This is a genomic window from Shewanella sp., from assembly GCF_048265805.1.
In the GTDB taxonomy this organism is placed as follows: domain Bacteria; phylum Pseudomonadota; class Gammaproteobacteria; order Enterobacterales; family Shewanellaceae; genus Shewanella.
The window spans coordinates 19687-42023 of the sequence record NZ_JBLXAT010000010.1; the positions used below are offsets into that span (position 1 = coordinate 19687).

Annotated in this window: 23 protein-coding genes; 12 read left to right on the top strand and 11 right to left on the bottom strand. The window is 50.2% G+C overall.

Going from position 1 to position 22337, the window contains the following annotated elements; all coding sequences use genetic code 11:
- The first annotated feature begins 276 nt into the window (after positions 1–276).
- Positions 277–1542: an alpha-hydroxy-acid oxidizing protein gene (locus ACN0TT_RS08875; protein ID WP_417761790.1), complete on the top strand. Its 1266-nt coding sequence runs from the start codon at positions 277–279 to the stop codon at positions 1540–1542.
- Positions 1542–1865 (top strand): c(7)-type cytochrome triheme domain-containing protein, encoded by a 324-nt coding sequence (locus ACN0TT_RS08880; RefSeq protein ID WP_417761791.1) that lies wholly within the window; start codon positions 1542–1544, stop codon positions 1863–1865. The genes ACN0TT_RS08875 and ACN0TT_RS08880 overlap by 1 nt, the downstream gene beginning before the upstream one ends.
- Positions 1866–1904: 39 nt before the next feature.
- Here the strand turns inward: ACN0TT_RS08880 and menE are convergent, their stop codons facing one another.
- From menE to ACN0TT_RS08905, 5 genes are all read right to left on the bottom strand, one after another.
- Positions 1905–3311 carry an o-succinylbenzoate--CoA ligase gene (menE, locus tag ACN0TT_RS08885; RefSeq protein ID WP_417761792.1) on the bottom strand — a complete coding sequence of 469 codons (1407 nt, stop codon included), beginning with the start codon at positions 3309–3311 and terminating at the stop codon, positions 1905–1907.
- Position 3312: 1 nt separating this feature from the next.
- Entirely contained in the window at positions 3313–4356 is a 1044-nt protein-coding gene (menC, locus tag ACN0TT_RS08890) for an o-succinylbenzoate synthase (protein ID WP_417761793.1), read from the bottom strand.
- Positions 4353–5192: a 2-succinyl-6-hydroxy-2,4-cyclohexadiene-1-carboxylate synthase gene (menH, locus tag ACN0TT_RS08895; protein ID WP_417761794.1), complete on the bottom strand. Its 840-nt coding sequence runs from the start codon at positions 5190–5192 to the stop codon at positions 4353–4355. Before menH ends, menC begins: the two co-directional genes overlap by 4 nt.
- The gene (gene menD, locus ACN0TT_RS08900; protein ID WP_417761795.1) at positions 5192–6925 is read right to left on the bottom strand and encodes a 2-succinyl-5-enolpyruvyl-6-hydroxy-3-cyclohexene-1-carboxylic-acid synthase; all 1734 of its coding nucleotides are present in this window, start codon (positions 6923–6925) and stop codon (positions 5192–5194) included. The genes menH and menD overlap by 1 nt, the downstream gene beginning before the upstream one ends.
- A gap of 161 nt (positions 6926–7086) precedes the next feature.
- Positions 7087–8046, bottom strand: a complete 960-nt coding sequence (locus tag ACN0TT_RS08905; RefSeq protein ID WP_417761796.1) for a LysR substrate-binding domain-containing protein — start codon at positions 8044–8046, stop codon at positions 7087–7089.
- 386 nt (positions 8047–8432) lie between these two features.
- On the opposite strand from ACN0TT_RS08905, the gene ACN0TT_RS08910 reads away from it, so the two are divergent.
- The 4 genes from ACN0TT_RS08910 to nrfD all read left to right on the top strand — a co-directional run bounded on the left by ACN0TT_RS08910 (position 8433) and on the right by nrfD (position 11060).
- A complete protein-coding gene (locus ACN0TT_RS08910) occupies positions 8433–8900 on the top strand; it encodes a hypothetical protein (protein ID WP_417761797.1) in 468 nt (155 codons plus the stop codon).
- Positions 8901–8969: 69 nt separating this feature from the next.
- Complete coding sequence (locus ACN0TT_RS08915; protein ID WP_417761798.1) at positions 8970–9452, top strand: nitrite reductase; 483 nt, start codon at positions 8970–8972, stop codon at positions 9450–9452.
- The gene (locus tag ACN0TT_RS08920; protein WP_417761799.1) at positions 9445–10122 is read left to right on the top strand and encodes a 4Fe-4S dicluster domain-containing protein; all 678 of its coding nucleotides are present in this window, start codon (positions 9445–9447) and stop codon (positions 10120–10122) included. The genes ACN0TT_RS08915 and ACN0TT_RS08920 overlap by 8 nt, the downstream gene beginning before the upstream one ends.
- A complete protein-coding gene (nrfD, locus tag ACN0TT_RS08925) occupies positions 10119–11060 on the top strand; it encodes a cytochrome c nitrite reductase subunit NrfD (RefSeq protein ID WP_417761800.1) in 942 nt (313 codons plus the stop codon). Before ACN0TT_RS08920 ends, nrfD begins: the two co-directional genes overlap by 4 nt.
- A gap of 228 nt (positions 11061–11288) precedes the next feature.
- On the opposite strand, the gene ACN0TT_RS08930 is transcribed toward nrfD, so the two are convergent.
- Positions 11289–11702 carry a MarR family winged helix-turn-helix transcriptional regulator gene (locus ACN0TT_RS08930; protein ID WP_417761801.1) on the bottom strand — a complete coding sequence of 138 codons (414 nt, stop codon included), beginning with the start codon at positions 11700–11702 and terminating at the stop codon, positions 11289–11291.
- A gap of 655 nt (positions 11703–12357) precedes the next feature.
- On the opposite strand from ACN0TT_RS08930, the gene ACN0TT_RS08935 reads away from it, so the two are divergent.
- Complete coding sequence (locus ACN0TT_RS08935; RefSeq protein ID WP_417761802.1) at positions 12358–13614, top strand: carbohydrate porin; 1257 nt, start codon at positions 12358–12360, stop codon at positions 13612–13614.
- A 57-nt stretch (positions 13615–13671) separates the two neighbouring features.
- On the opposite strand, the gene ACN0TT_RS08940 is transcribed toward ACN0TT_RS08935, so the two are convergent.
- Positions 13672–14109 (bottom strand): Lrp/AsnC family transcriptional regulator, encoded by a 438-nt coding sequence (locus tag ACN0TT_RS08940; protein WP_417761803.1) that lies wholly within the window; start codon positions 14107–14109, stop codon positions 13672–13674.
- A 138-nt stretch (positions 14110–14247) separates the two neighbouring features.
- Between ACN0TT_RS08940 and yjeH the strand changes: the two genes are divergently transcribed.
- The gene (gene yjeH, locus ACN0TT_RS08945; RefSeq protein WP_417761804.1) at positions 14248–15504 is read left to right on the top strand and encodes an L-methionine/branched-chain amino acid transporter; all 1257 of its coding nucleotides are present in this window, start codon (positions 14248–14250) and stop codon (positions 15502–15504) included.
- A 101-nt stretch (positions 15505–15605) separates the two neighbouring features.
- A complete protein-coding gene (locus ACN0TT_RS08950) occupies positions 15606–16430 on the top strand; it encodes an HDOD domain-containing protein (RefSeq protein ID WP_417761805.1) in 825 nt (274 codons plus the stop codon).
- Between the two features lie 27 nt (positions 16431–16457).
- Here the strand turns inward: ACN0TT_RS08950 and ACN0TT_RS08955 are convergent, their stop codons facing one another.
- A complete protein-coding gene (locus ACN0TT_RS08955; RefSeq protein ID WP_417761806.1) occupies positions 16458–16904 on the bottom strand; it encodes a TerB family tellurite resistance protein in 447 nt (148 codons plus the stop codon).
- Between the two features lie 289 nt (positions 16905–17193).
- Positions 17194–17715 carry a DUF2780 domain-containing protein gene (locus ACN0TT_RS08960; RefSeq protein ID WP_417761807.1) on the bottom strand — a complete coding sequence of 174 codons (522 nt, stop codon included), beginning with the start codon at positions 17713–17715 and terminating at the stop codon, positions 17194–17196.
- A gap of 172 nt (positions 17716–17887) precedes the next feature.
- Here ACN0TT_RS08960 and ACN0TT_RS08965 point away from each other — a divergent pair, with 172 nt between their 5' ends.
- Together ACN0TT_RS08965 and ACN0TT_RS08970 are read left to right on the top strand one after the other, a co-directional pair.
- The gene (locus ACN0TT_RS08965; protein WP_417761808.1) at positions 17888–18589 is read left to right on the top strand and encodes a hypothetical protein; all 702 of its coding nucleotides are present in this window, start codon (positions 17888–17890) and stop codon (positions 18587–18589) included.
- An 18-nt stretch (positions 18590–18607) separates the two neighbouring features.
- Positions 18608–20005, top strand: a complete 1398-nt coding sequence (locus tag ACN0TT_RS08970) for a DUF4145 domain-containing protein (RefSeq protein WP_417761809.1) — start codon at positions 18608–18610, stop codon at positions 20003–20005.
- Here ACN0TT_RS08970 and ACN0TT_RS08975 read toward each other — a convergent pair.
- The gene (locus ACN0TT_RS08975) at positions 20002–20904 is read right to left on the bottom strand and encodes a LysR family transcriptional regulator (RefSeq protein ID WP_417761810.1); all 903 of its coding nucleotides are present in this window, start codon (positions 20902–20904) and stop codon (positions 20002–20004) included. The genes ACN0TT_RS08970 and ACN0TT_RS08975 overlap by 4 nt on opposite strands.
- 93 nt (positions 20905–20997) lie before the next feature.
- Here ACN0TT_RS08975 and ACN0TT_RS08980 point away from each other — a divergent pair, with 93 nt between their 5' ends.
- Positions 20998–21927, top strand: coding sequence for a DMT family transporter (locus tag ACN0TT_RS08980; protein ID WP_417761811.1), 930 nt, complete (start codon positions 20998–21000; stop codon positions 21925–21927).
- Between the two features lie 35 nt (positions 21928–21962).
- On the opposite strand, the gene ACN0TT_RS08985 is transcribed toward ACN0TT_RS08980, so the two are convergent.
- Positions 21963–22262, bottom strand: coding sequence for a hypothetical protein (locus tag ACN0TT_RS08985; protein ID WP_417761812.1), 300 nt, complete (start codon positions 22260–22262; stop codon positions 21963–21965).
- Positions 22263–22337 lie beyond the last annotated feature (75 nt).

Below are 22337 nucleotides of genomic sequence, written 5' to 3' on the forward strand. Positions count from 1 at the left end.
TAAATACCTTATGCGCATGGCGGCGCGATTGGCAGCGTTTTGCTAGAGAACTGCCGTAGAACTCACAGAATGTCAGTGATTGTGAATATAGCCACTAATGTTATCTAACTGATTGTTTATCAATGATTATGCAAAAATGCATAAACACATATGCGCACCTCAAATTTTTCAACAACAACAGATACAAGGCTAAATTTTAGCCTTTAGTGCTGCACGCTTGATGATACCCACAGTAGATTATCGCCAGTGAGCTAAGCAACTACAGGAAGCAATAACATGCATAACAACAAGCTAAATGCCGACCGTCGCGAATTTCTTACCAAAGGTGCTTTACTAGCGGCTACCGCGGGATCTTTGGCGATCTCCGCATCATCATCTGTTCATGCTGCCGAGTCAGCTACCATAGCGGCTGCGGCGGCGAGCCAAGCTGAGCCGCCAAAGGCCGTTACGGGCTATGTTAAACAACCGAAAAGCCTTAAAGATGTCCTCAACAATGCCCGTAAAATTATGGACACCTGTGCGGCGTGTGACATGGCAGGAGCGGGCCGCTGTAATGGCAAAGGGCCTTGCGGTGAAACCGTGCCTGGCATGGGCGGCAAACGCCAGAGTTTTGTACGCAACATTGAGGCGTTTGAAGCCATGAGTCTCAATATGCGTACAGTGCATACCGTGTCACAACCTAACACTGAGGTTGAGCTATTGGGCGTCAAACTAGCAATGCCGATCTTAACTGGTATTACTGGTGGCCTGACCTATAACATGGGCGCGGCTAACAAACTTGCGTTTGACGGCGAGGTGATGACCGAAGAGAAGTATGCCCGTGGCATTATTGAAGGTGCGGCTAACGCAGGATGTTTAGGTTGGGCGGCAGACGGTATCGGTGACCCATTAGCAACCTACCAACGTCGCATGACGGTGGTACAAGAGTTTAAAGGACGTGCCATCGCACAAATTAAGCCTCGTACTCAACAAGAGATCTTTGAGCGTATCGATATAGTGCAAGCAGCTGGGGCGCCTTTCTTTGCCATTGATGTTGATTCCGCTGGCCGTGCGGCGCGCGCCTTGCCGGGGAAAACCGTTGAGCCGAAAGACCTGAAAAAACTCAAACAGATCGTCAACTACGCCAAAATCCCATTTATTGCCAAAGGCATCATGACCGTTGATGAAGCGCTCATGTGTGCTGAAGCCGGTTGCGGTGCAATCATAGTATCCAACCACGGTGGCCGGGTACTCAGTTCTACCCCGGCGACAATGCACGTACTGCCTGCTATCGTAAAAGCGGTGCGTGACCGCGGCTACAGTATGCCAATCCTTGTTGATGGTGGTGTACGCGATGGCGGCGATGTACTTAAAGCGCTCGCCAGTGGCGCACAAGCGGTGTTAGTTGGTCGGCCCATGCTGCGCGCTAGCTTAGGTGGTGGGGTTAAAGGCGTCGAAATGCAGTTCAAACGCTTCCATACCGAACTGGTATCTAGCATGGTGCTCACTGGAGTGGCTGATGTGAACAAGGTCGATCCTGCCATTTTGACGCAGGGGGTGTAATGAAACTGACCACCGCATTTATCGTTATGCTTGGCGCTGTGGTTGCCTCTGCCTTGGTGTTGCCAAATTCGATGGCAACACCGGTAGGACAGGATCGGCAATATGGCGGTGGGGGCAAGGGAGCCGTTGTGTTCTCCTATGAAACCCACGCTCGAGAAGGTTATTACACCTGTAATGACTGCCACAGTACCGAAGCAGACCAAGCACTGTTTGAACCACAGCGCTACAGTTTCACCCTGAAAGACCACAACAGTGGTAAGTATTGTTGGGCCTGCCACGACGGTAAAACGGCAGAACGGGATTGTAAAAGCTGCCACTATTAACTTTCAACCAATAAAAGTGGCGCTCAAAGCGCCACTTTTTCAAGGTGTAGTGATTATCGCTTGAATCACCTTCTTCCTTTGTACCTTCAACCCCTGAAAATCCCCATGCGGCCAAGCGTAATACACGCGAGGGCGTTTAAAGCGGGCGATTTTGGGTAGCAGAAATTCAGTGAGTTCGGCTTCGCTGGGCAGTGTGCCGTCGCGGGTTTTGAGAATGGCGGAAGGCAGTAGGCCAAATTCTTCATTGGCTTCGCCAAACACAATCGCATCAACAATTTGCGGGTGTAGCTTGAGCGCGGCTTCGACTTCTTCTGGCTGAATGTTTTCACCGCCGCAGATAAACATGTTGTCGCTACGGCCTTGAATGTGCAGTTGGCCGTGTTCATCAAAGTAACCGCGATCTTTGGTGCAAAACCAGCCATCGCTGTCGGTGTCACGCAGCAAACTGCCGTCAGGCTGCAAGTACCCCAAAAATAGTGTGGCGCCTTTAACCCAAATTACGCCGTCTTTGATACAGAGTTCGCGGTTAGGTAGCAGTTCGCCGCTACCGAGAATATGGGCGGCGCTGGTGGTGATTTGCGAGCCCATTTCGGTCATACCGTAGCTGGTAAAGGCGCTGATACCGAGCTGTTGCAGTGCATCGGTGAGTTCCGTGCCAATGGCGCCGCCGCCGAGCAGTAGGCATTTAACCTTGCTTAGGCTGGCTGGCGAATCAGCCAATAACCGTTGTAATTGGGTAGCTACTAATGACAAATGGCTGATGGGATCGCGCTGTAGCTGTTCACTCAGCGGTAAGTTGTCATCCACCATCACTATGGTGGCGGCACTTAGCGCGCAGCGGTTCACAATGGCGAGGCCGCCGATGTGAAACAGCGGCAGCGATAACAGCCAACCATCATTGGTGCTAAGGCTGATGCGCTGCAAACTGCCGCTGGCATTGGCGATATGATTGCTGAGCGAATGCACTGCGCCTTTGGGCAGGCCAGAGGAGCCGGAGGTCAGCAATATATCGACCGGCCGATCAATCTCAATCTCCGGCGGTTGATTGTTGCTATCGGCTAACGATTCGGCCAAAGCGTTAAAGTCAGGCTGTAGCCGCTGGGCGTGTTGCCATAACTGCGCGCGGTGTTCATCTGGACACCACAGCTGGTTGAGCTGCAGTCGCTGCATAATCTCCAGCAGTTGCTGGTCAGGGAACTTAGGCGACAGCGGGCTAAACAGCAGGCCGCGATCGACGCAGGCCCAGTACAGCAGCACCATGTTGACACAGTTGCTGGCGATAGCGGCGAGTTTGTCACCGCGCGTTAGCCCTTGCTGGCTAAGCCATGCGCCCAGGGCAATTACCTGCTGTGATAGTTGACGATAGCTGTAGCGCTGGCCGCTGCTGAGTAACGCGATGGCGTCAGGCTGGCGGGCAGCGGCTTGATGTAGAGGTGAAACGGCCAAGTTACTTCCTAATGCTAAATACCGGTGTGAGCGAATCAAACGCTAAACAGGTTTTATCGCCGTAGGGTTCGATCAGCGCTTTGGTAAATGGCGTTAAGGTGTCAACGCCGGGGGTGTCGTCTGGCGTCAGCGCGGCGGCCACATGCAAAATATCGGCAATGCCCAGTGACGTTTCAATCGATGAACTCAGTACGCAGCGCAGCCCTAAGCCGTGGGCATGATCAATGAGCCGTTGTAGTTTGGGTAAACTGCCACACAGCATCGGTTTGATCACCAAGGCGCGCAGGCCGCTGTCGTAGGCATCATCGGCGGGCACAAAATCGGGATGGCGGCCGAGGGTTTCATCTAATGCGTACGGCACGCCGGTGCTGGCAAACAAAGCGCGGTTTTTCTGCCATTGGCGGCATGGTTCTTCAATGTATTCAATCGCTTGTTTGGGCAAGCAGGCACAAAAGGCTTCGGCTTCGTCAAATTCAAAGCCCTGGTTAGCGTCGAGGCGCAGTTTGACGGCGGGGCGGATCTCTTGCACCAGATGGATCAGTTGCAGCTCTTCGGCCATGGTGGTTTGCGCCACTTTGATTTTGACGCGATGGATATTGTTCGGCATCGCCATCAGCCGTTGGCGCAACATCACTTCTGGCTCGCCTTCGCGCGGGACGATCAGCGGCACAGGTTCAAACGGGGTGTGATGCACCGGCAACTGTTGATTGATTTTGGCTGACAGTAGGCTTAAGCCCCACGCCACAGAGGCGAGTTGGGTAAACTCGGCGGCAGCATCTAACGTCATTGAGCCTTCAATAATGGCTTGCAGTAAGCTTTGCAGCTCGGTGATCGCTTCATCAAGGCTTTCTAAACTGAAGCCATTGATTTCACTGCCATCACGGTCAAGGCCGCTGAGTGGGGCGATCTCCACATAATAATCTTGTTCATTAGCACGCGCTTGCAGGATCAAGCCTTGGCGTAATTCAATACGTTGTTTGCCTACTGGCAACGCGCTGTCGAGTGGGATGCGGTAGCGGGCGAGGCTAAAGGATTCGAGCGTCATGCATGGTTCTCCGCAATTGAGTTCAGTGTGGGCAACAGCTGCGCTAAAAAGGCGGCGGGTTGTCCTTTGTGGCAGTTATGCCCCACATTGGCTACTGGGTGCAAAGTAACGGGCGCTGCTGCCTGCCACTGAGACGCGATAGCGCCAAACTTGGCATCTTGGCTGCCGTAATAATAATGCACCGGGCAGGTTAACTGCTGTGGCAGTTGCCATAATCTTGCTTGCAGCGCGAGCGATGTGCCAGCGTACATGGCCAATAATGCGCTGATATTTTGCTGCTCGCGTTGGGCAATTAGTGCTTCGCGCTGGGCGGGAGTGAGTTCGGCAAATACCGCTTGTTGATACCAAGCGGTGAGAAACTGGCGCATTGATTGCTGCTGCAACCTGTGTTGCCACTGCACGTCATTGGCGGCGCGTTGCTGGCGTTCCTGCTCAGTGTTAAGGCCCGGATGGCACGATTCCAGTTGCAAGCTAAGCAACTGGGCGGTGTACCGTGCGGCAACATGTAAGGCTATCCTGCCCCCAAGTGAGTACCCCAGCAAGTGATATTGTTGAATACCGAGCGCCTGCACCGTTTGTTGTACTAAGTCGGCACAATGTTGCAATACGGCGTCGGCATGTTTCACGGTTTGCCCTTGGGCCAACAGCGTCAAATCTGGGGCATTGGGGAGTGTCACTTGGCTAGCGCCATGGCCGGGCAAATCGAGGGTGATGCAGTAAAACTGTTGGCTGAGTTTGGCTAGCAGCGGTTGCCAATCGGCACCACTGCCTAAGAAACCATGCAACAGCACTAGCGCTGGCTGGCGCTTATCGCCGACGCAGTGACTGTGTAGCATCAGCTCTGTCTAACCCATTGGCCGATAGCCGCGATTTGGTCGCTGGACTGTGTCGGTGGCACTTTGACTTCAATCACTGAGGCGCCGTGATAACTTAACGCATCTTCATAGGCATCAATAAAGCCGATGAGATCATCTACTTGGTTGTATGGCAAACCAAACATGGCGCTGCCGTAACCAAACTCTAGGCCGTGACCAAGGCGATAATATTGCTGGCGCACGTGGTCATTTGGCACCGGCAAAATATTAAAGATGCTGCCACCGTCATTATTAATAATGACCAACACTAATGGCGCTTGCGCTTGGCGGGCTAACGCCAGCGAGTTGAGGTCGTGCAGGGCGGAGATATCACCAATAATCAGTGTGGTGGGGCGGCCTTGGTGCGCGGCTACGCCGCAGCTGGTGGCAATCAAACCATCAATACCAGACGCACCGCGGTTGGTATAGGTAGTGGCGGGCTCGCTGGTGATCGGCGCAAACATATCATATAAGCGCACAGGCAAACTGTTACCGATGAACAGCTGCTGTTGTCCGGTTTGGGTGCGGGCAATTTGGCGGATCACTTGGGCTTCACCAAAGCCACCGTGGTCAATCTGCTGGGTGAACAGTTGGCTCATGGCTTCATTTTGGGTGATCAGCGGTAACGCCCAATGGGCGGCGGACGAGCGCGGCCAGTCGAGTTCGGCCACTTGCGCTAATTCTGCCAGTAGCACTTGCTTGCTTTGATGGCTTGGGTCGAGCCGTTGCTGCCGCGGTAATACCTGCCAGTAGCTGTGCCAGCTCTGCTCCGCTAAGTAGCTGATTAGCCGCTGGGAGAGTAAACGCCCGCCGAACAGCAGTACGCGATCGGCTTGTTGCAGCAGCGCTTTAGCTTGTGGCTGTTGCAGCAGTTGGTCGATATTGCCAATGGCTGCCGGATGTTGCCGCAGTTGTGATTGGGCATCGGTCAGCAATGGCCAACCCAGTTTGGCGGCTAACGCCACCAGTTGTTCTGGTTGCTCGTTGCTATCAAGCGTGCCAGCAATAATCACCCCTTTGCCGTGCACAAAGCGGCTTAACGCATCTTTGCTCGGCAGGTTAGCAAACCGCGCATCACTATATTGGGTATATGGGCGGTTATGTTGCAGCCAAGTTTGGACTTGATCGCGGTATAAGCCGAGCTCTACCGATAAATTCGCCGTCAGCATATTACCTAGGTCGGCCGGATATAACGGCTCGCGATACATGCAGTTAACGTGTAGCGGCCCATCGAGGTTAGCCACGGCTTCATCGATGCTGCTGAGTAACACACTGGCGCGAATGCTGGTATCTGGCGTAGGCAGATCGCAACGTTTGGCGTAGTTAGCAAAAATAGCGGGCTGAACAATGGCTTGATTGGCACCACAGCCGATCAACTCTGGCGGGCGATCCCCTGACAATACAATCAGCGGAACATTGGTGAGCCATGCCTCAACCATCGCAGGGTATAGGTTAGCCACTGCGGTACCTGAGGTGGTGATTATCGCCACCGGCGCGCGGCTAGCTTTTGCTAAACCCAACGCATAAAAGCCTAAACCCCGTTCATCAAAGTGAAGGTGTTGCTTGAGTTTTTGTTGCTGTGAGGCGGCCAGTGTCAACGGCGTTGAGCGTGAACCTGGTGCCATGCAGACGTGTTGAACGCCGAGCCGAGCCAGCTCTTCAAGGATGAATGCACCCCAAAGTAGATTTAGCTCCGCGTGGAAGTTGTTTTGCATAAACGGTTACCCATATTTGGCTGGGCTTAGTGTAACCATTTGCGCCCATTGGCAAAAGGGGTAAACGCATTCGCGGTTTGTGCCTTGCGCCTCGTTGTCGCCACACCGATGCGATACGGTGGAAAAACAGCCATCTCTGCTGGGCAATGATCAGTAAGCCCTTAGACTAATGTGGTGGTTACTTCGCGAAGTTGCTGTTTCAGCCAATTAAGATCTTCATCGGTATTGTCGGTGCTACAGATCATCTCTACTGTTCTTGGACTGGCGACTTGAAATAGTTTTTCAGTCTCAACATCGGCGAGACGTATACCGTGCACCATCGGGACATCTGGTAGCAGTTCAAATATGGCATGGTACGGCACTAAAGCGACGGCTTGGCTTTCTTGTAGATAGAGGAACAGCGATGACACGCTGCTGATACAGATATCGACATTGAGTGGAATACCGTTGCTATGGCAGTAATCTTCAAAGGGGCAAGTACTGCGCGGGTTACAGCCAATGTCGGTTTTGACAAACGGATATTCGGCAATCCGCTCTAAGGTGAGTTCTTGTTGTAATAGTGGATGCTCGTTGCTGCAGATGAGGTACAGCTCGCTGAGCGATTTGACATATTCTACTTCAAAGTTTTTCTGCACCAGTGATTGTGCTTCTTGATGATTACCACAGCAGATGCCTAAGGTGATCTCGCCATCCATAATGCTTTGTAGGGTAGAGGCATTCCAAGGACTAAAATTAAGATGAAAATGCTTATGATCATTTTTTACAGAATGCATTAACGCTTTTGGGTAGAGATAACTAATTAAGCCGGGGATAGCCACTTCAAACCAACGCTCTTGGCCTTTATTTTTTTGCCCAAGGTGATTAAATCTTTGTGCCTGTTCTACAATTTCTTTGGCAATCGGGTAGATAGATTTAGCGTAATCATTGGGAATTAAACCATATTTTTTACGCTCAAATAATTCATTGCCAAATATAGCGCGAACGTTACGCAAGCTGCGGCTAATTTTGGGTTGTGGAATATTGAGGATTTTAGAAACCTGAGTGGCAGATTTATTTTCGCAAAGGTTAACAATGATGAGCAGGCTCATCATATCTAATTTCTCAAAGTCGATATGTTTCATTATTTAATTGTCCATATGCGAAAACAACTTTATGACATTAACATAAATTATAGCTGCAAAAATAGGCAGGTCGCGTCACAAAATTGACACTTTGCTTTAAGGTGTATTTCTTATGGGTTTTATGAGGCAGTGCATTCTAAAAATGTGACTTTCGAAAAATGAAAATTGCATTTTCAACTATTGAAAAATCAGATGTTAACTATCTAATTTTTAATGATTGAATTTTAAAAAAGTTAAATTTTATCAGTATCTTAAATTTTCAATTCCGTGTTGGAGGTTGAGGTTAAATGTGATCATCCTCAAGATATATCTCCGCCTTTTCTCTAATACTCCAATTGCGGTAAAGAATCGCATCTAAAAAAATAAAACAATGATTGGAGGTAAATATGAACATCCTATCTGTCTATCTAAGTTATGCCTTTGCATACTTCGTCATTTTCGCCGTTGTGCCCTTTGTTGTGGTGACTTTTGTTTTAACCTGTATCAAGTTTTTTAAACATGAAGGTGATGCACCTCTTCATGCAAAAATTAAAAACAGGTTGTTTGACAATGAAAGTCTCGGTTTCTTTAAAGCACTTAAAAGCTTAACTAAGGGTCAATATGAAATTTGCAGTCATGTTCCTTTAGATACGGTGCTAGAAATGGAACTCAATGAAACAGAACCACATGGCTATTTGGACTATGTACTTATCGACCAAAACTCATCAGAAATCAAAATGATCATTAGTGATTTCAGTGATGTAGATAATGCAAGCGTACTGCCTTTACTACAGAAGATGAATATACGTCTTATCGATATGAAGCGTGATCATCCATTTGATTCACAACATCTAAGTCAGGCATTAGCCGCATGATCATTAGTAGCGCCAGTGGCGCCAGTAATATCGTGCCACTGGTCTTTCCATTTTTTTGGGGGACATCATATGTCCAGGAAACCTTGGCGCACAGTGCTCGGTGCCGTCACATTGGTATGCCTGTCAAGCTTCATCAGCCCAGCCAATGCGGAGAGCGAAACCGCAGCACCCATTAATCAAGACGCCTGCATGAAATGCCATAAGCGTAATGGCACCATGTTAGGCATTCACGCTAACCCACAACTCAACCTTAGTTGCCAAAACTGTCATGGCGAAAAAGGTAACCATCCACGTAAACCGAATGACTTGCGCGTGTTTGCGGACGATATCACCACAGATGCAATGATCGCTAACCAAGCGTGTTGGCAGTGCCATGATGCGAAAGCACTAGGCGACAAGGCCTGGTTCCACAACATGCATGCTGACAAGCTTTACTGTTGGTCATGCCATAAGTTGCATGTCAAAGATGACCCAGCGTTGACTGAATCTAGCAGCCAGCAGTGTCGTCAGTGTCATGCAGACCAGCCGGCGCAGGAGGTGAATCGTGGATAATGTCAGACGCCAATTTATTAAAGGTGGTACTGCGCTCGTCGCGGCAACCTCGTTGTATTTGCTGCATGATGCCGGTGCTAAAGATCAAACCGTAGGCCAACATCGTTATGCCATGCTGCATGATGAAACCAAATGTATTGGTTGTAATGCTTGCTCAGAGGCTTGTCGAGCCACTAACCAAGTGCCCGAAGGCGTAGCGCGTTTACGGATTGAACGCACTGGGCCATATGGCGAGTTTCCTCATCAGTATTATCACTTTAGCCGTGTGTCTTGCCAGCAGTGTGAGCAGGCGCCATGTGTCAATGTGTGCCCGACCGGCGCGTCGTATGTTGACCCTGAAACCGGCATTGTGACCGTCAACAGCTGGAAATGTGTTGGCTGCCAATACTGCATTGCTGCCTGTCCGTACCACATCCGCTTCATTAATCCTGTCACCCATGCGGCAGATAAGTGTGATTTTTGCCGTGAGAGCAATCTGCGCGAAGGCAAATCACCCGCTTGTGTAGCGGCTTGCCCTACTAGGGCTCTGACCTTTGGTGATATTGATGATCCCAATAGCGCTATTGTGGCGGCACTGAATCAGCAACCGGTTTATCGCGCGAAAGAGGATATTGGGACCCATCCAAAACTGTTTCGTATTCGTGCTAAAGCGGGGGGGATAACTTTATGAGCGCCTTTCATAGTGAATATTTGGTATGGCATTGGCCAATTGCGTTTTATCTGTTTCTGGCTGGCGTATCGGCTGGGGCGATGTTCTTTGCCGTGTTATTAAAGCAGTTATGTGTGAAAGATGCGCCGCATGAGTCAGGCTTTATTCGCGCGGCTTGTATCATCGCGCCGATAACTGTGATGGCGGGGTTAGGCATACTCGTGCTCGACCTGACTAAGCCGCTGGAGTTTTGGAAAATTCTACTGTTCTACAACTCCACCTCGGTGATGTCGGTCGGTGTGATGGTGTTGCTGGTATATACCGTGCTGATGTTTATGTGGATCGCATTGGTGATGCGCCCCTATATCGATGCATGGAGTGAAACACGTGTACCTTGGCTGCGACATATTACCGCTTGGCTCCAGCGTAACGAACCAACCATTACGGGGGTTTTGTTGATTCTGTCATTGTCATTGGGAGCATACACCGGCTTTCTGTTATCGGCTCTGCCAGGTTATCCAATGCTCAACAATCCTGTGTTGCCAATTCTGTTCTTACTGTCGGGATTAAGCTCTGGTGCGGCATCTTCGCTGCTCGGGGGTGTTTTCCTCAACGGCAACCCAGATGGTCGGGAGGTTAAGTTTATTCACAAAATTGAGATCCCATTGATCTTGGTGGAAATTGTGGTGATTTTCACCTTCTTCATGGGGCTAATGCTTACTGGTGGTCAAAGTAAAGTGGCGGCGCTACATGCGCTAGGCTTTGGCTTCTGGGGCGTGGTGTTCTGGTGCGGCATACTCGTGCTCGGGTTATCTGTACCTTTGGCCATGAATCTATTCATGACCGCCACCGCCAAACGTAAGTGGGCCTATGTGGCCGCCACTGCGAGCTGCAGCTTATTGGGGGTATTAATGCTGCGCCACTTTATCTTGTACACCGGGCAAATGACGATTGCTTAGCAATGGGATTTCGCCACATAAAATATGTGTTAGCTGGGGTAACTCGCTAAATACTAGAGAAATATTGAAAGCCCAGACAGATAGGTCTGCAGCTTGTGACAAGGAAGTTAATGGGCAGGATGCCACTTTTCGTCGTTTATTTGACCCCTTTACCCGTACCTCCACGGGATTCGCCACCTACGAGCACGCCGGTGGCGTTTTTGTTGTGTGAGCGCATGCTAACCGCTGTTACTGCGGAAAACGGGTATTGTTGGCGATCAGGTTTTGATGCATCGCCGACAATACTCGCCGAAAGCTATTAATATCTTGGCAATCAATCCCTTGCCAGACGGGATGCCAGATGTCATCTACCGCCACATTGATGCGTTCAAGTACATTTTGTGCCTCTGGTAGAACGTATAGCCGACGTACCCGGTGATCATGAGCGGGCTTGCGCCGCTCGACTAATCCTGCCGCTTCGAGTTGGTCGATAATTCGGCTGAGTTTGATAGGTTGCATGGAGAGCCGTTCGGCAAGTTCACATTGCCGAATACCGGGCCACATCGCTATCCGTGTTAAGGTGATCGCTTGCATGAAGGGGAAGTCGGCAATCATCTCATGGGTTTGGAATGTCAGAGTGAGCAGCCGTAAGATATCTGCCACATCTTAACTGAGAGTCATAACCTTTTTTAAAAGTGAATATTTCCGCTCGCGAGTTATCAGCAAATATATTTATATTACAAATACAAATTGTTGTCGGTATGTAAAAACATGTTGAGAGATATGTCACCGTGGATATTTTAATATTTCATGCAAAAGTTCTTTGGTCTTTCTGGCTAATTAAGGTGTGCTGGTTGTGATTGCTTTTGCTATTTTTTTAGCTGCATAAACGCTAATGGTTGTTATATGTCTTTTGTTTTTTTGTTGATGGTTACATGTCGAATATTATTTAATTTATTGATTTTCAATGATTTTGTTTTAAAGTGATTTCTGTTATACAGAGGTGGGATTAAAGAGATATAAGTTCATGAGTTATATTTTAACATTCTGATGATTCTACTTGAGCAACAAATTTAATAATGGTACATATACGCAGGAATCAACATTAGATTTAACTTAATAAAGTTAACTAAGTTAACTAAGTTAACTAAGTTTAATGTAGATGACCTACAAAAATAATCGCGCTTTGCGACCATAAATAACTAACCAATCAGGATGAGTGTCGACGTTGTAGTAACTCTTGGTGGGGTCCATCAGTTGCCGGCACAAAACTATTAAAATGAATTACAAAAAATCTCTCTCAGTAGCAGGATGTCTTTTGCTCGGCAGTAGTCTGTTTGCAGCAAATGCTGATGAATTTAACGCGGATAACTACCTTACTGGCGATTTAGGCGGTCTACGCAGCCAACTGCACGATAAGGGTGTTGATCTGCAGTTAATGTATACCTTTGAAACGGGTACCAACATTAAAGGTGGCCAATCAGAGCATGAATACAGCTATGCAGACCAAACTATTTTTGGGGTTGATACTGACCTTGAAAAACTGTTCGACTTGTCTGGCGCCAGCTTCCATATGCAATTTGTTAACCGTGGTGGTCAAAGCGAAAGCTTAGCCACTAAAGGTGAAACTGGTCAGTTGCTGCAATCGCTAGAAGTTTATGGTCGTGGCCGTACTACTCGTATCTCAGCATTCTATTACCAACAGAAACTGTTTGATGACAAGTTAGATATCAAACTGGGTCGTATGGGCTTTAGCAGCCAGTTTGCCGCGTTCCGTTGTGAAATGGCGTACCTTGGCGGTTGTAGCTCTCAGCCTGGTAACTTCAACAACACCATTTATAACTTCCCAATTGCGCCTTGGGCTGCAGTGGTTAACTACCAGTTCAACGATGACTGGTATCTGCGCGTTGGTGCGATTCAGATGAACCCTAACTGGTTGTCTCATGGTCAACGTTTGAACTTCCTCAATGCGTCAGGCACTGAAGGGGTGACTTTGCCTGTTGAGTTAGGTTGGAACCCAACCATCAACAACCTGCCCGGTACCTACAAGTTGGGCTTCTGGCACGATAATGTTGGCGGTGATGATCTGTACTTCAACGAAGATGGACAACCGCTGGCGCTGAACGGCGGCGAAGCAAAACGTAACAACAGTCGTAACGGCGGTTACTTTGTGGTGGATCAACAGTTAACCACTGAAGATGGTTCAGACCAAGGCTTGAGCATTTTCTCCATGGGGACTTTCAACGACCGTGATATGACCACCGTTGACCGCTCCTTGATTGTTGGCTTGAGCTACAAAGGCCTGTTTGATGGTCGCGACGATGACAACTTAGGAGTTGCTGCACATTACCTGCACGTGAGCCAACGTTTAGCTGATGGCGAACGCCTGCAGATCCGCAATGGTCAGTTAGTTGATGTGCAAAATGATGAGTGGGGCGTTACCGCTTATTACACCATGCAAGTCACGCCATATTTCAAACTGCACCCAGAGCTGCAGTTTATGGGCAATCCAGGCGGTACTTCTGCTAACTCTGATGTTTGGGCAGCTGTTATCCGTGGTGATTTGACCTTCTAAGCTTGCTTGGCAAGGTGCGAACATGCTGTCGCACCTTCCTTTAATCCGCTCGCGTGGCTACAGTTGCGCGGGCAGGTTATTAATCCATTCGCTCATTACCACATGCGTTTTGATTTTGCATACCGCTGGATGAGCATCAATCGCCTCACGCACTTTGTGTAACCGCTGCATGGTGGGCACATTAACGTAGATCAACAAATCCATATCGCCCGAGATGCCGTGACAGGTAATGATTTCGGGAATCGCGCGAAAAAAATCCACTAACTCCGCACAGCTTTTGGCCTGATGATGCACCTCAAAATAGGCGCTGACGGCTTGTTTCTCGGCCTCGCTAGTAAGCACTTGATAACCCCGAATGACCTGCGTTTGCTCCAGTTTCTTCAACCTTTCCGACACGGCACTGCGCGACAGATTAATCTGTTCGGCGATGGCAGAAACACTCATGCGTGCATTTTGGCGCAAGGCGGCGATGATGGCTTGGTCGAACTTATCCATGCATTAACGATCCGATAAATGGGCGGTGCTGCCGACGATTCGTCGGCGAAATGCGCAATAATCACGGCCAATTGGTACAGATTGCCCAACTTGAAACCGTTATACTGCCGTTATGTTTTGAGCGCATTAATGTAGCAGATGAATCAATCTTCAGGAACAATCGGTCGCTGGCAGGGAGCGGGTCTGATGGCGACGACTTTACTTGGCACTGGGGTATTTATTTTACCGCAGATGACTATCGAAATTGCTGGCGTGGGAGCTTTACTGGCGTGGGGTTTGCTCACCTTAGCCATTATTCCTATCGCGTTAGTGTTTGCTCGTTTGGGCAGTCAGTTCTCGCATGCCGCTGGCCCTGCGTATTTTGTTGAGCAAGCATTTGGCCGTGTCCTCGGGCGCGCAGTTGGCTTAAGTTTCTTGTTGATTGTGCCGATTGGTGCGCCTGCCGCAGTGTTGATGACCATGCAATTTGTCAATGCATTGCTACCTATCTCAGGCACGTGGGTGTTGGGCTGTGAGCTGGCGGTGTTGCTGCTGTTGTTGCTAATTAACTTGCGCGGCATTCAGATCTCCGCCAAAGCACAATTGGCGTTGACGCTCGGTATGATTGTGGTGGTTTTGGCGCTGTGTTTAGTGGGCGTGATCCAACCGCCACCTGCACCGCAACAAACCTTACCTAGTATTAGCATCGACACCACCTTAACCGCACTCGGTATTGCCTTCTGGAGCTTTCTTGGCATTGAAGCGATGACCCATCTCTCCAGTGACTTTCGTCGGCCTAAGCAAGATATGGTGCCCGCCATGATGACCGGCACTGTGCTGGTGGGCGTAATTTACCTTGGTTGTAGCTGGCTGTTACTGCGCTTTGACAATCAGCAACCGCTGGCGATGATTGGTGCGTTTAACCAACTGATGGGCGGCTATGGGGCTTGGGTCATTGGCCTGTTAGGTATCGCTTCTGGGCTGGCCACCGTCAATGTGTATTGTGCTAGTGTGGCGCGGCTATTATGGAGTTTCAGCGAGCAGGGCATTTTGCCTGCGTGGTTTAAACCGCGTAATAGTGCTGGGGTGCCAGTGCGTGCATTAGCTACCGTACTGTTAGTGATGTCAGGAGTAATGACGGTGAACTATCTGGCCGATGTGCGGCTCGATCAGTTAATCTCTTGGGCCAATGGTGTGTTTGTGATCATCTATTTATTGTCGATGCTGGCCGCCTTTAAACTATTGCCGCAAATTCGCCGTCTAGCCGCTGTCAGCAGCGTATTATGCCTACTATTCGGCGTCGCGTTGGGTAGCGCCATGATTTACGCCGTACTGCTGTTGCTGCTGTTATTACCGTTGCTGTGGTACCAGTTGCGTGTTAAGCAACGACGCACGCCGCAGCCGACAGCGTTGTAATGATGAAAGCCACCTTGAGTGGCTTAATTTTTTGTGTGTTTGCCACCGATAACCACAAGCTGACCTATAGTTAATCTCTCACGTTGATAAAGGAGATCACTATGGGGAATGCTCAGCTTGCCAGCCGGATTGAACAGTTACCGCGCTTACCTAAGGCGATCAGTGAACTGCTGGATATTGTGAACGACGATAACGCTGATATGGATCTGTTGGCCGAGAAGGTTTCCCATGATGCCCTCATCAGCGCCAAAGTATTGCGTATGGCTAACTCTGCTAAGTTTGGCCGCAGCCGTGAGATTGGTTCTATCGATGAAGCGGTGATCCGCCTTGGGCAACAGCCATTGCGGATTTTGGTGCTGGCATCGGCGATCACCTCTGCCATTCAAGTGGCTCCGGGCATTAATCCCATCGACTTTTGGGGGCGTAGCTTTGAGGTGGCATTTTTCAGTAAGGAGTTGGCGAAGCGCGCCAAGTTACGCGCAGATACCGCGTTTACCTGTGGTTTATTGCATAATTTAGGCGAGTTGCTGCTGGCTTTATTAGAACCCGCCAAGTGGCAACAAGTGCAAGCCGCGGTGCAGCAAGGCGCTGACTTAAACAAGCTGTCTGCCCACCTTATTGGCGATACGCCAGCAGAAGTCGCCGCACTGTTAGCCAATGAGTGGCACTTTTCTGGCGAGTTAGTTGCAGGCTTGCGCTATCAAGACAACCCCCAAGCGGCTAATCCGCCGTCTGACTACGCGAAGATATTATTGTTAGCCAAGCATTTACTCGATGAGTGGGATAAGCATCCCGCCGACGAGTTAACCAGTTGGCTCAGCCTGCAAACTGATAAGTTTGGCGTGCACTTGCAGATGGATGGGTTAGCCAAAAAACTCGAAGAGTTAGTGGGCTCAGGCGAAGAGATGGCGCACCATCTCGCCTAAGTCTGCGTTGCGGCGATAAAGGCGAGGCTAATCTGCCATCGCCTTATTGCGCAGTTGGATCAACTCTGAATGTTTGAGATATAACAGATCAGCGCAACGGCGGATGATCTGATCCTCATATTGGCAAAGGTGTCCATCGGCGTAGGCTATCTGCCACATCGCCAGCACCAATTGCTGTTTTTGCTTAATGGAAAAGTTATCGTTAATCACTGAGGTAAATTCAAACAACGAGGTAGCAGCACTGCCGCGCTGTTTAGCTTCTTCGATCAACGATTGCGCTTCAGTGGTCTCAATGTCTAAGGTTTGCGCGAGCAATGTCGGTAACATTGAGGCTTCATCGGCAGACATCTCCTCATCGGCAAAGACCACTTCGAGCAGCATACAGGCGGCAGCTAAACGCAGTTGATGTGCTTGTTGCTCTGGATTGGGTGTCTCTTGCAGCTCACTTAAAAACTGTTTTAACTTGGCGATCATATTGATGACTCCATCGCTGAGTTGGTGAGAAGTTAGAGGCGAAATTGCCTAAATGAGTTCCCTTAGAAAGTCGCGAACAACTCTTCGCGACCCGCTGAATTGGTCGTCTCCAGCTATTCAAAGCAGCTAACGGAGGCGATATGGGGGCATGGCTCCAAAGTGCACTAGCTTACCTATCCCAGCAGGGCGAGGCATACAGCGCCATTGCTGTTTTTGCCAAAGTGCGTTCGGCATCAGGCAACGTTACACCGACGTAGCGCCCCTTGAGGCGTATTCGAACCTCTCCTGATTACAGCAGGGCGCCTAAACCTTGGGTCAGCAATGAGGCGGTATCGGCACCACCTTGGCTTTGCAAATAGTTTTTCAAAATGTCGACCATTGGCGCGATCATCTCTTTAGAAATCCCCAGTTTAGCAAAGGCGTCATACACCATAGCGCTGCCTTGCAGCGAGCTGCCAACATTGCCAGCTTGCGACAGTAAACCGCTTAAACCCGATTGACTATCCACACTTGGCGTGGCGGCCAGCAGACTGTTGGCGTTAGGTATCGCGTCAGTGATCTGGCTGAAATCGTCATTGCTTAGACTGGACTGTGCCATAGTTAGTAGGCTACCAAGGCCGCCTTCAGCTTGATGTTGATTGAGATTGAGTTGCGACATAACGCTACTCACTAAGTCGCTCGATGCGGTAGTGGTTGCTGGTTGGCTGACTGCTGGCTTTTGGGTCAGCTTCGAGGAGATGTTATCGAGCAGGCCGGCATGCGCCACCATTGGTAGAGATAACGTGGCGACAATCAATAATGAGGCTTTCATGCATAAAACTCCGTCAACTAAAAATCAGTATCATTCTAGACATAAACCGTTGGCCGATGCACGAATTTACTGATAGCGCGCGGTAACCAGCTAATTGTGCGGTGCATTGGCTGGGCTTTTTCGGTATTCTTGGCCTCGAAATTTTTGGTTTAACTCATCTCAGGAAAGCTGCATGCCTTTGTCTGCCACCCTTGCTGAAGCGTACTATTTCTTCCGCAATCATCTCGCACAACTTGCGATGTTAACTCTGCCGATTTTGCTTATTGAGTTGGCGCTACAACTCTGGTTGGGCGATACCGTAATGCAGATGGATCAGCAAGCGCCCGAATTTAGCGGTACACAAATCGCTGCGGTACTGACTATTTTGCTGCTGTTTACCTTGTTGATTGCGGCACTCACGCTGTTTATGGAGATGAGAAGTCGCGGCCATAATCCAACCACGTGGCAGGTCATGAAAAACAGCTTGTCTTTTTTACCCGGTTTATTGCTGGCGGGCGTATTGTCCGGCATGGCGATAGCGGCACCAACATTGATACTGGCCAGCTTTGGCCCGTTGTTGGTCGTTGGTCTAGGCATGAGTATTTATCTGATGGCACGCTTAGCCTACGTGAATTTTATGCTGGTGGTGGAGCATCTCTCCCCCATGCAAGCCATCCGTGAAAGCTTTATGTTTTCACAAGGATTTACCGGCAAAACTATGTTGGTACTGTTGTGCTATCTGCCGTTTATGATGGTCGAGTCGATACTGGCGCAACTACTGCCAGAGGTACCAAGCCTGTTAAATTTGATCATCAAAACGGCGATTGGTTTCGCCAGTTTGTATGTCAACGTGGCACTGTTTAGGTTGTACCGCGTACAGCGGCAGATCGCGTAATCACTTAGGAAGCTCACTATGCTGGATGATGTGGCATTTGTGGCAGCGTTATCGCCAGCACTTGGCGAAGAATATCGTAGTGCCAAGCGCTACATGCATGATGTGCCCACGCAAGCGCTGTTGCATGTGCGCAGTTTTGCCCATCGGCTGACCAGCTTGCTGGCCGAGCAGGCGCAGCTGAGCTTTGATAGCCCTAATCTTTACGAGCGTATTGAGCAGCTCAATCGCCAGCGGTTGATTGATGTGCGGGTCACTCGCGCATTACATCGCTTACGTGCCGATGGGAACCGCGGTGCGCATCCAGAAAAATATCACCTGTCTCACAGTGAATTACTCAAGCTGGCAGATAAAGCGCTGCACGGGCTGCGCAACATGGTCGAGTTGCTGTATCCCCGTCTGCTCAAGCAGGATGCGCCAGCGTATGAGGTGGCCGATAATCGCGAACTCGATAGTCGCGAGTTGTGTTATCGCGCAGTAATGCAAGACGATGCCGAAGCGCAATATCTGCTGGGCATGGCGTTTAAAAACCGCGCGCTGACTGCCCAAGCCGAGCATGATGATGCTCATGCCACCGAGTTGGTGGCAGCGCCATTACTGGCAAAAGCCGCCTATTGGTTTAGCTTAGCCGCTAAACAGAATAGCAATGCCTTGTATGAACATGGCGTCGCGTTACTGCATGGCTACGCGGCTGAGCCGCAGCCAGCACTGGGTGAACCTTTGATTGCTGATGCCGCCAAGCAGCAGCAAGTGGATGCGATGGCACTGCTGGGGTATTTCTACATGGTTGGCAGCCATTGTTTTTCCGCCGATTTAGTACAAGCCAAACACTACCTGCAACTGGCGGCCAACGCCGAGCAGAGCGAAGCGATGGCGAATTTGGGCGTGCTGTATTACCAACAACAACAGTTTGCCGAGGCATTTAACTGGATATCGCATGCCGCCAAAAGTGGCTACCCGCATGCGCAGTATCATCTGTCGATCATGCTGGCGCGCGGCGAAGGCTGTCAGGCAGATGTGGTTGCCAGTGAGCAGTGGCTGGCCGAAGCGGCTGAGCAAGGGCAGATTGATGCGATGTTGGCGCGGGCGCAGCACATGCTGAACGACGAGCCATCATTTGGCAGCGATTTAAGCCAAGCGGAGCAATATCTGCGCTTAGCGATTCGCTATGAACAGCGAGTGATGGCGATGATCGAGCTGGCGATTGCCCTCACCGATGGCAGCTTTGGTCGTATCGATGTGGTTGAGGCCGCCGCATGGCTCAATATGGCGCGCAATCATGGCTCAACCCAGGAACAAGCGGTAGTTGGCCCGTTAATTGAGTCTTTGCGGCAGCAAACTGAGCGGGTGTTGCAGTTAAGCCAAGACGCTGCCGAGCAAAAATCACTGCAGCGAGCGCTGGAGCTGCTGGCCGATTAAGCCGTTAGCGGTTGCTGAAAACGCGCCAACATAAACTCAATCAATAGCCGCACCCGCAACGGCAGATGGTCGCGATCGCGATACAGCATAAACAACATTCTCGCTTTACTACGCCACTGCGGCAGCACGTGTTGCAGTTTGCCTGCCGCAATCATCGGCAGGGCAAAATAATCCGGTATGTAACCAATGCCTAGCCCGGCGATGACGGCATGGCTTAACATGCCGATCTCGTCGGTTTCTAACCGCACCATTTTTTGTGGTTGAAAGTCGAACTCTTGCTCTGTTGATTGGTGTCGAAGCTGCCACGGGATCATCGGCCGACACAGAATAATCGGCTGGCCGCAAAGGTGCTCTGGTTCGCGGATATGGCTGATGTCGTAATCTTTGGGCGCACACACAATAAAGTGTAATGGCTTGAGTGGTCGTGCAATCCAGTTTTCGACAATCGGGCTACCGACGCGGAATACCAGATCCATGCCCTCGGCCTCGATATCAATCAGCGAATTGGAAAAATGCAGATCTAATTGGATGCTAGGGTGCTGCTGCATAAAGTCATAAAACAGCTCGCGTAGCAGCGCATTGCCTGCGTTGATGGGGGCCGAGATGCGGATCTTGCCACAAGGACGTTGTTTATCACGATGCAAGTCTTCGTCGATATCGGCTAGCTCTTCAAACAACGCGCTGCTGCGTTGAAAATACTGCTCGCCAGTGCTGGTCAGCATCACCCGATGCGCGTCGCGGTTTAGCAAGCGTAGTTGCAGGTCGGATTCCAACTGGCGAATGCGGCGGCTTAATGTGGATAACGGCATCGCCAACTGCGTGGCTGCCGCGGTAAAACTGCCTAAGCGCGCCACGGTGCAAAAGCAGCGTAAATCGTCCAATGAGTAGTTAGGTTTCATATATGGAATCTGACGTCTTATTTTTGCCTGTTTATCTAGTAATTGAAATCAATACACTAGCGCTACTGTTTTGACAAGCTTAGTGGAATCTCTATGAAAACCCATTCTCTGCTCAACGCTGTGTTGCTGTTGGTGCTGTGTACCTTCTTTTGGGGCAGCAGTTTTCCGATTGGTAAAGATGCGTTAACCGAAGTGCACGCGCTAACCTTGGTACTGTGGCGCTTCGTGATTGCGGCGCTGTGCTTGGCGCTGTACTTGAAAATACGCCGCAGTGGCATACCAAAGCTGCAATGGTGGCAATGGAGTTGGGTCATTACTGTGAGCGCTGTGGGGGTTGGTGGTCTCAACCTTGGACTATTTACCGGCTTGAGTTACACCAGCTCAACTAATGGCTCGTTGATCATGGCGCTGAGTCCATTAACCACCGCGCTGATCGCTTGCGTGGTGCAGCGCAGTTTGCCGTCTATGGCACAAGGGATTAGTGTGTTGGTGAGTCTCAGCGGGGTGTTGCTGGTGATCAGTAATGGCCAGCTCGACAACCTGCTACACATGCAGCTTAACCACGGTGATAAGTTGGTGTTCTTCGGCATGTTAGCGTGGAGCTTTTATACCTATTGCAGCCAAGGTATTAGCCGTTGGATGCCGGTACTGCCATACACGTTTATTGGCATGGTCAGTGGTGCGGTGGTGATTGGCGCGATGTGTTTGGCATCTGCCGACGTGCAACCTTGGACGGAACTATGGCAAAGTTCGCACTTGGTCTTTAGTGAGATCTTATATGTCGGCTTATTTGGCACCGTCGCTGGCTACCTGCTATGGCTCAACGGTATCAGCAAACTGGGCTCAGCCAATGCGGCGGTATTCTTCAATCTGGTGCCAATTTTTGCAGTGCTGACTTCACTGGCGATGGGACAATCGATCAGCAGCTTACAGTGGGTGGGGATGATGGTCGTGCTGGCGGGCTTATTATTGCCGCGGCTAAGATTACCTAAACGAGCAGTGGCTTGTTCAGCGGTGGATTGATAAAAAATGGCGGGGATGAATGACCCGCCATTTTGCTATTCGTGATGTTCAAACACCCGGCCCTGAGGTGGACGGCGTGACTCGCGTTCAACATTCGGGCTGTCGTCGTAAATATCGCGGCGATAGCGGGTGCGTTTTTGTTGCCACAGTTGGCTCATCATCGCGCCAATGCGCTTGCGGCCGATAACACCAGACGCCAGCAGTAAAATCACCGCCAATAGCAGCATGATGGGTAGTGCCACAATCAAGGTGCCGAGAAAGAGCATGCTGAAGGCGAGACCCACAGCGTAGGTCCATAAAGATGGTTGGCTGTGTCGAGAAAAATAACGTTGCATGCGTACCTCACTAAATTTGGAGGAAAGATCGAATAAGTCCAGTGCGCAGCGGCCGCCATTTGGCCAAAAATGACG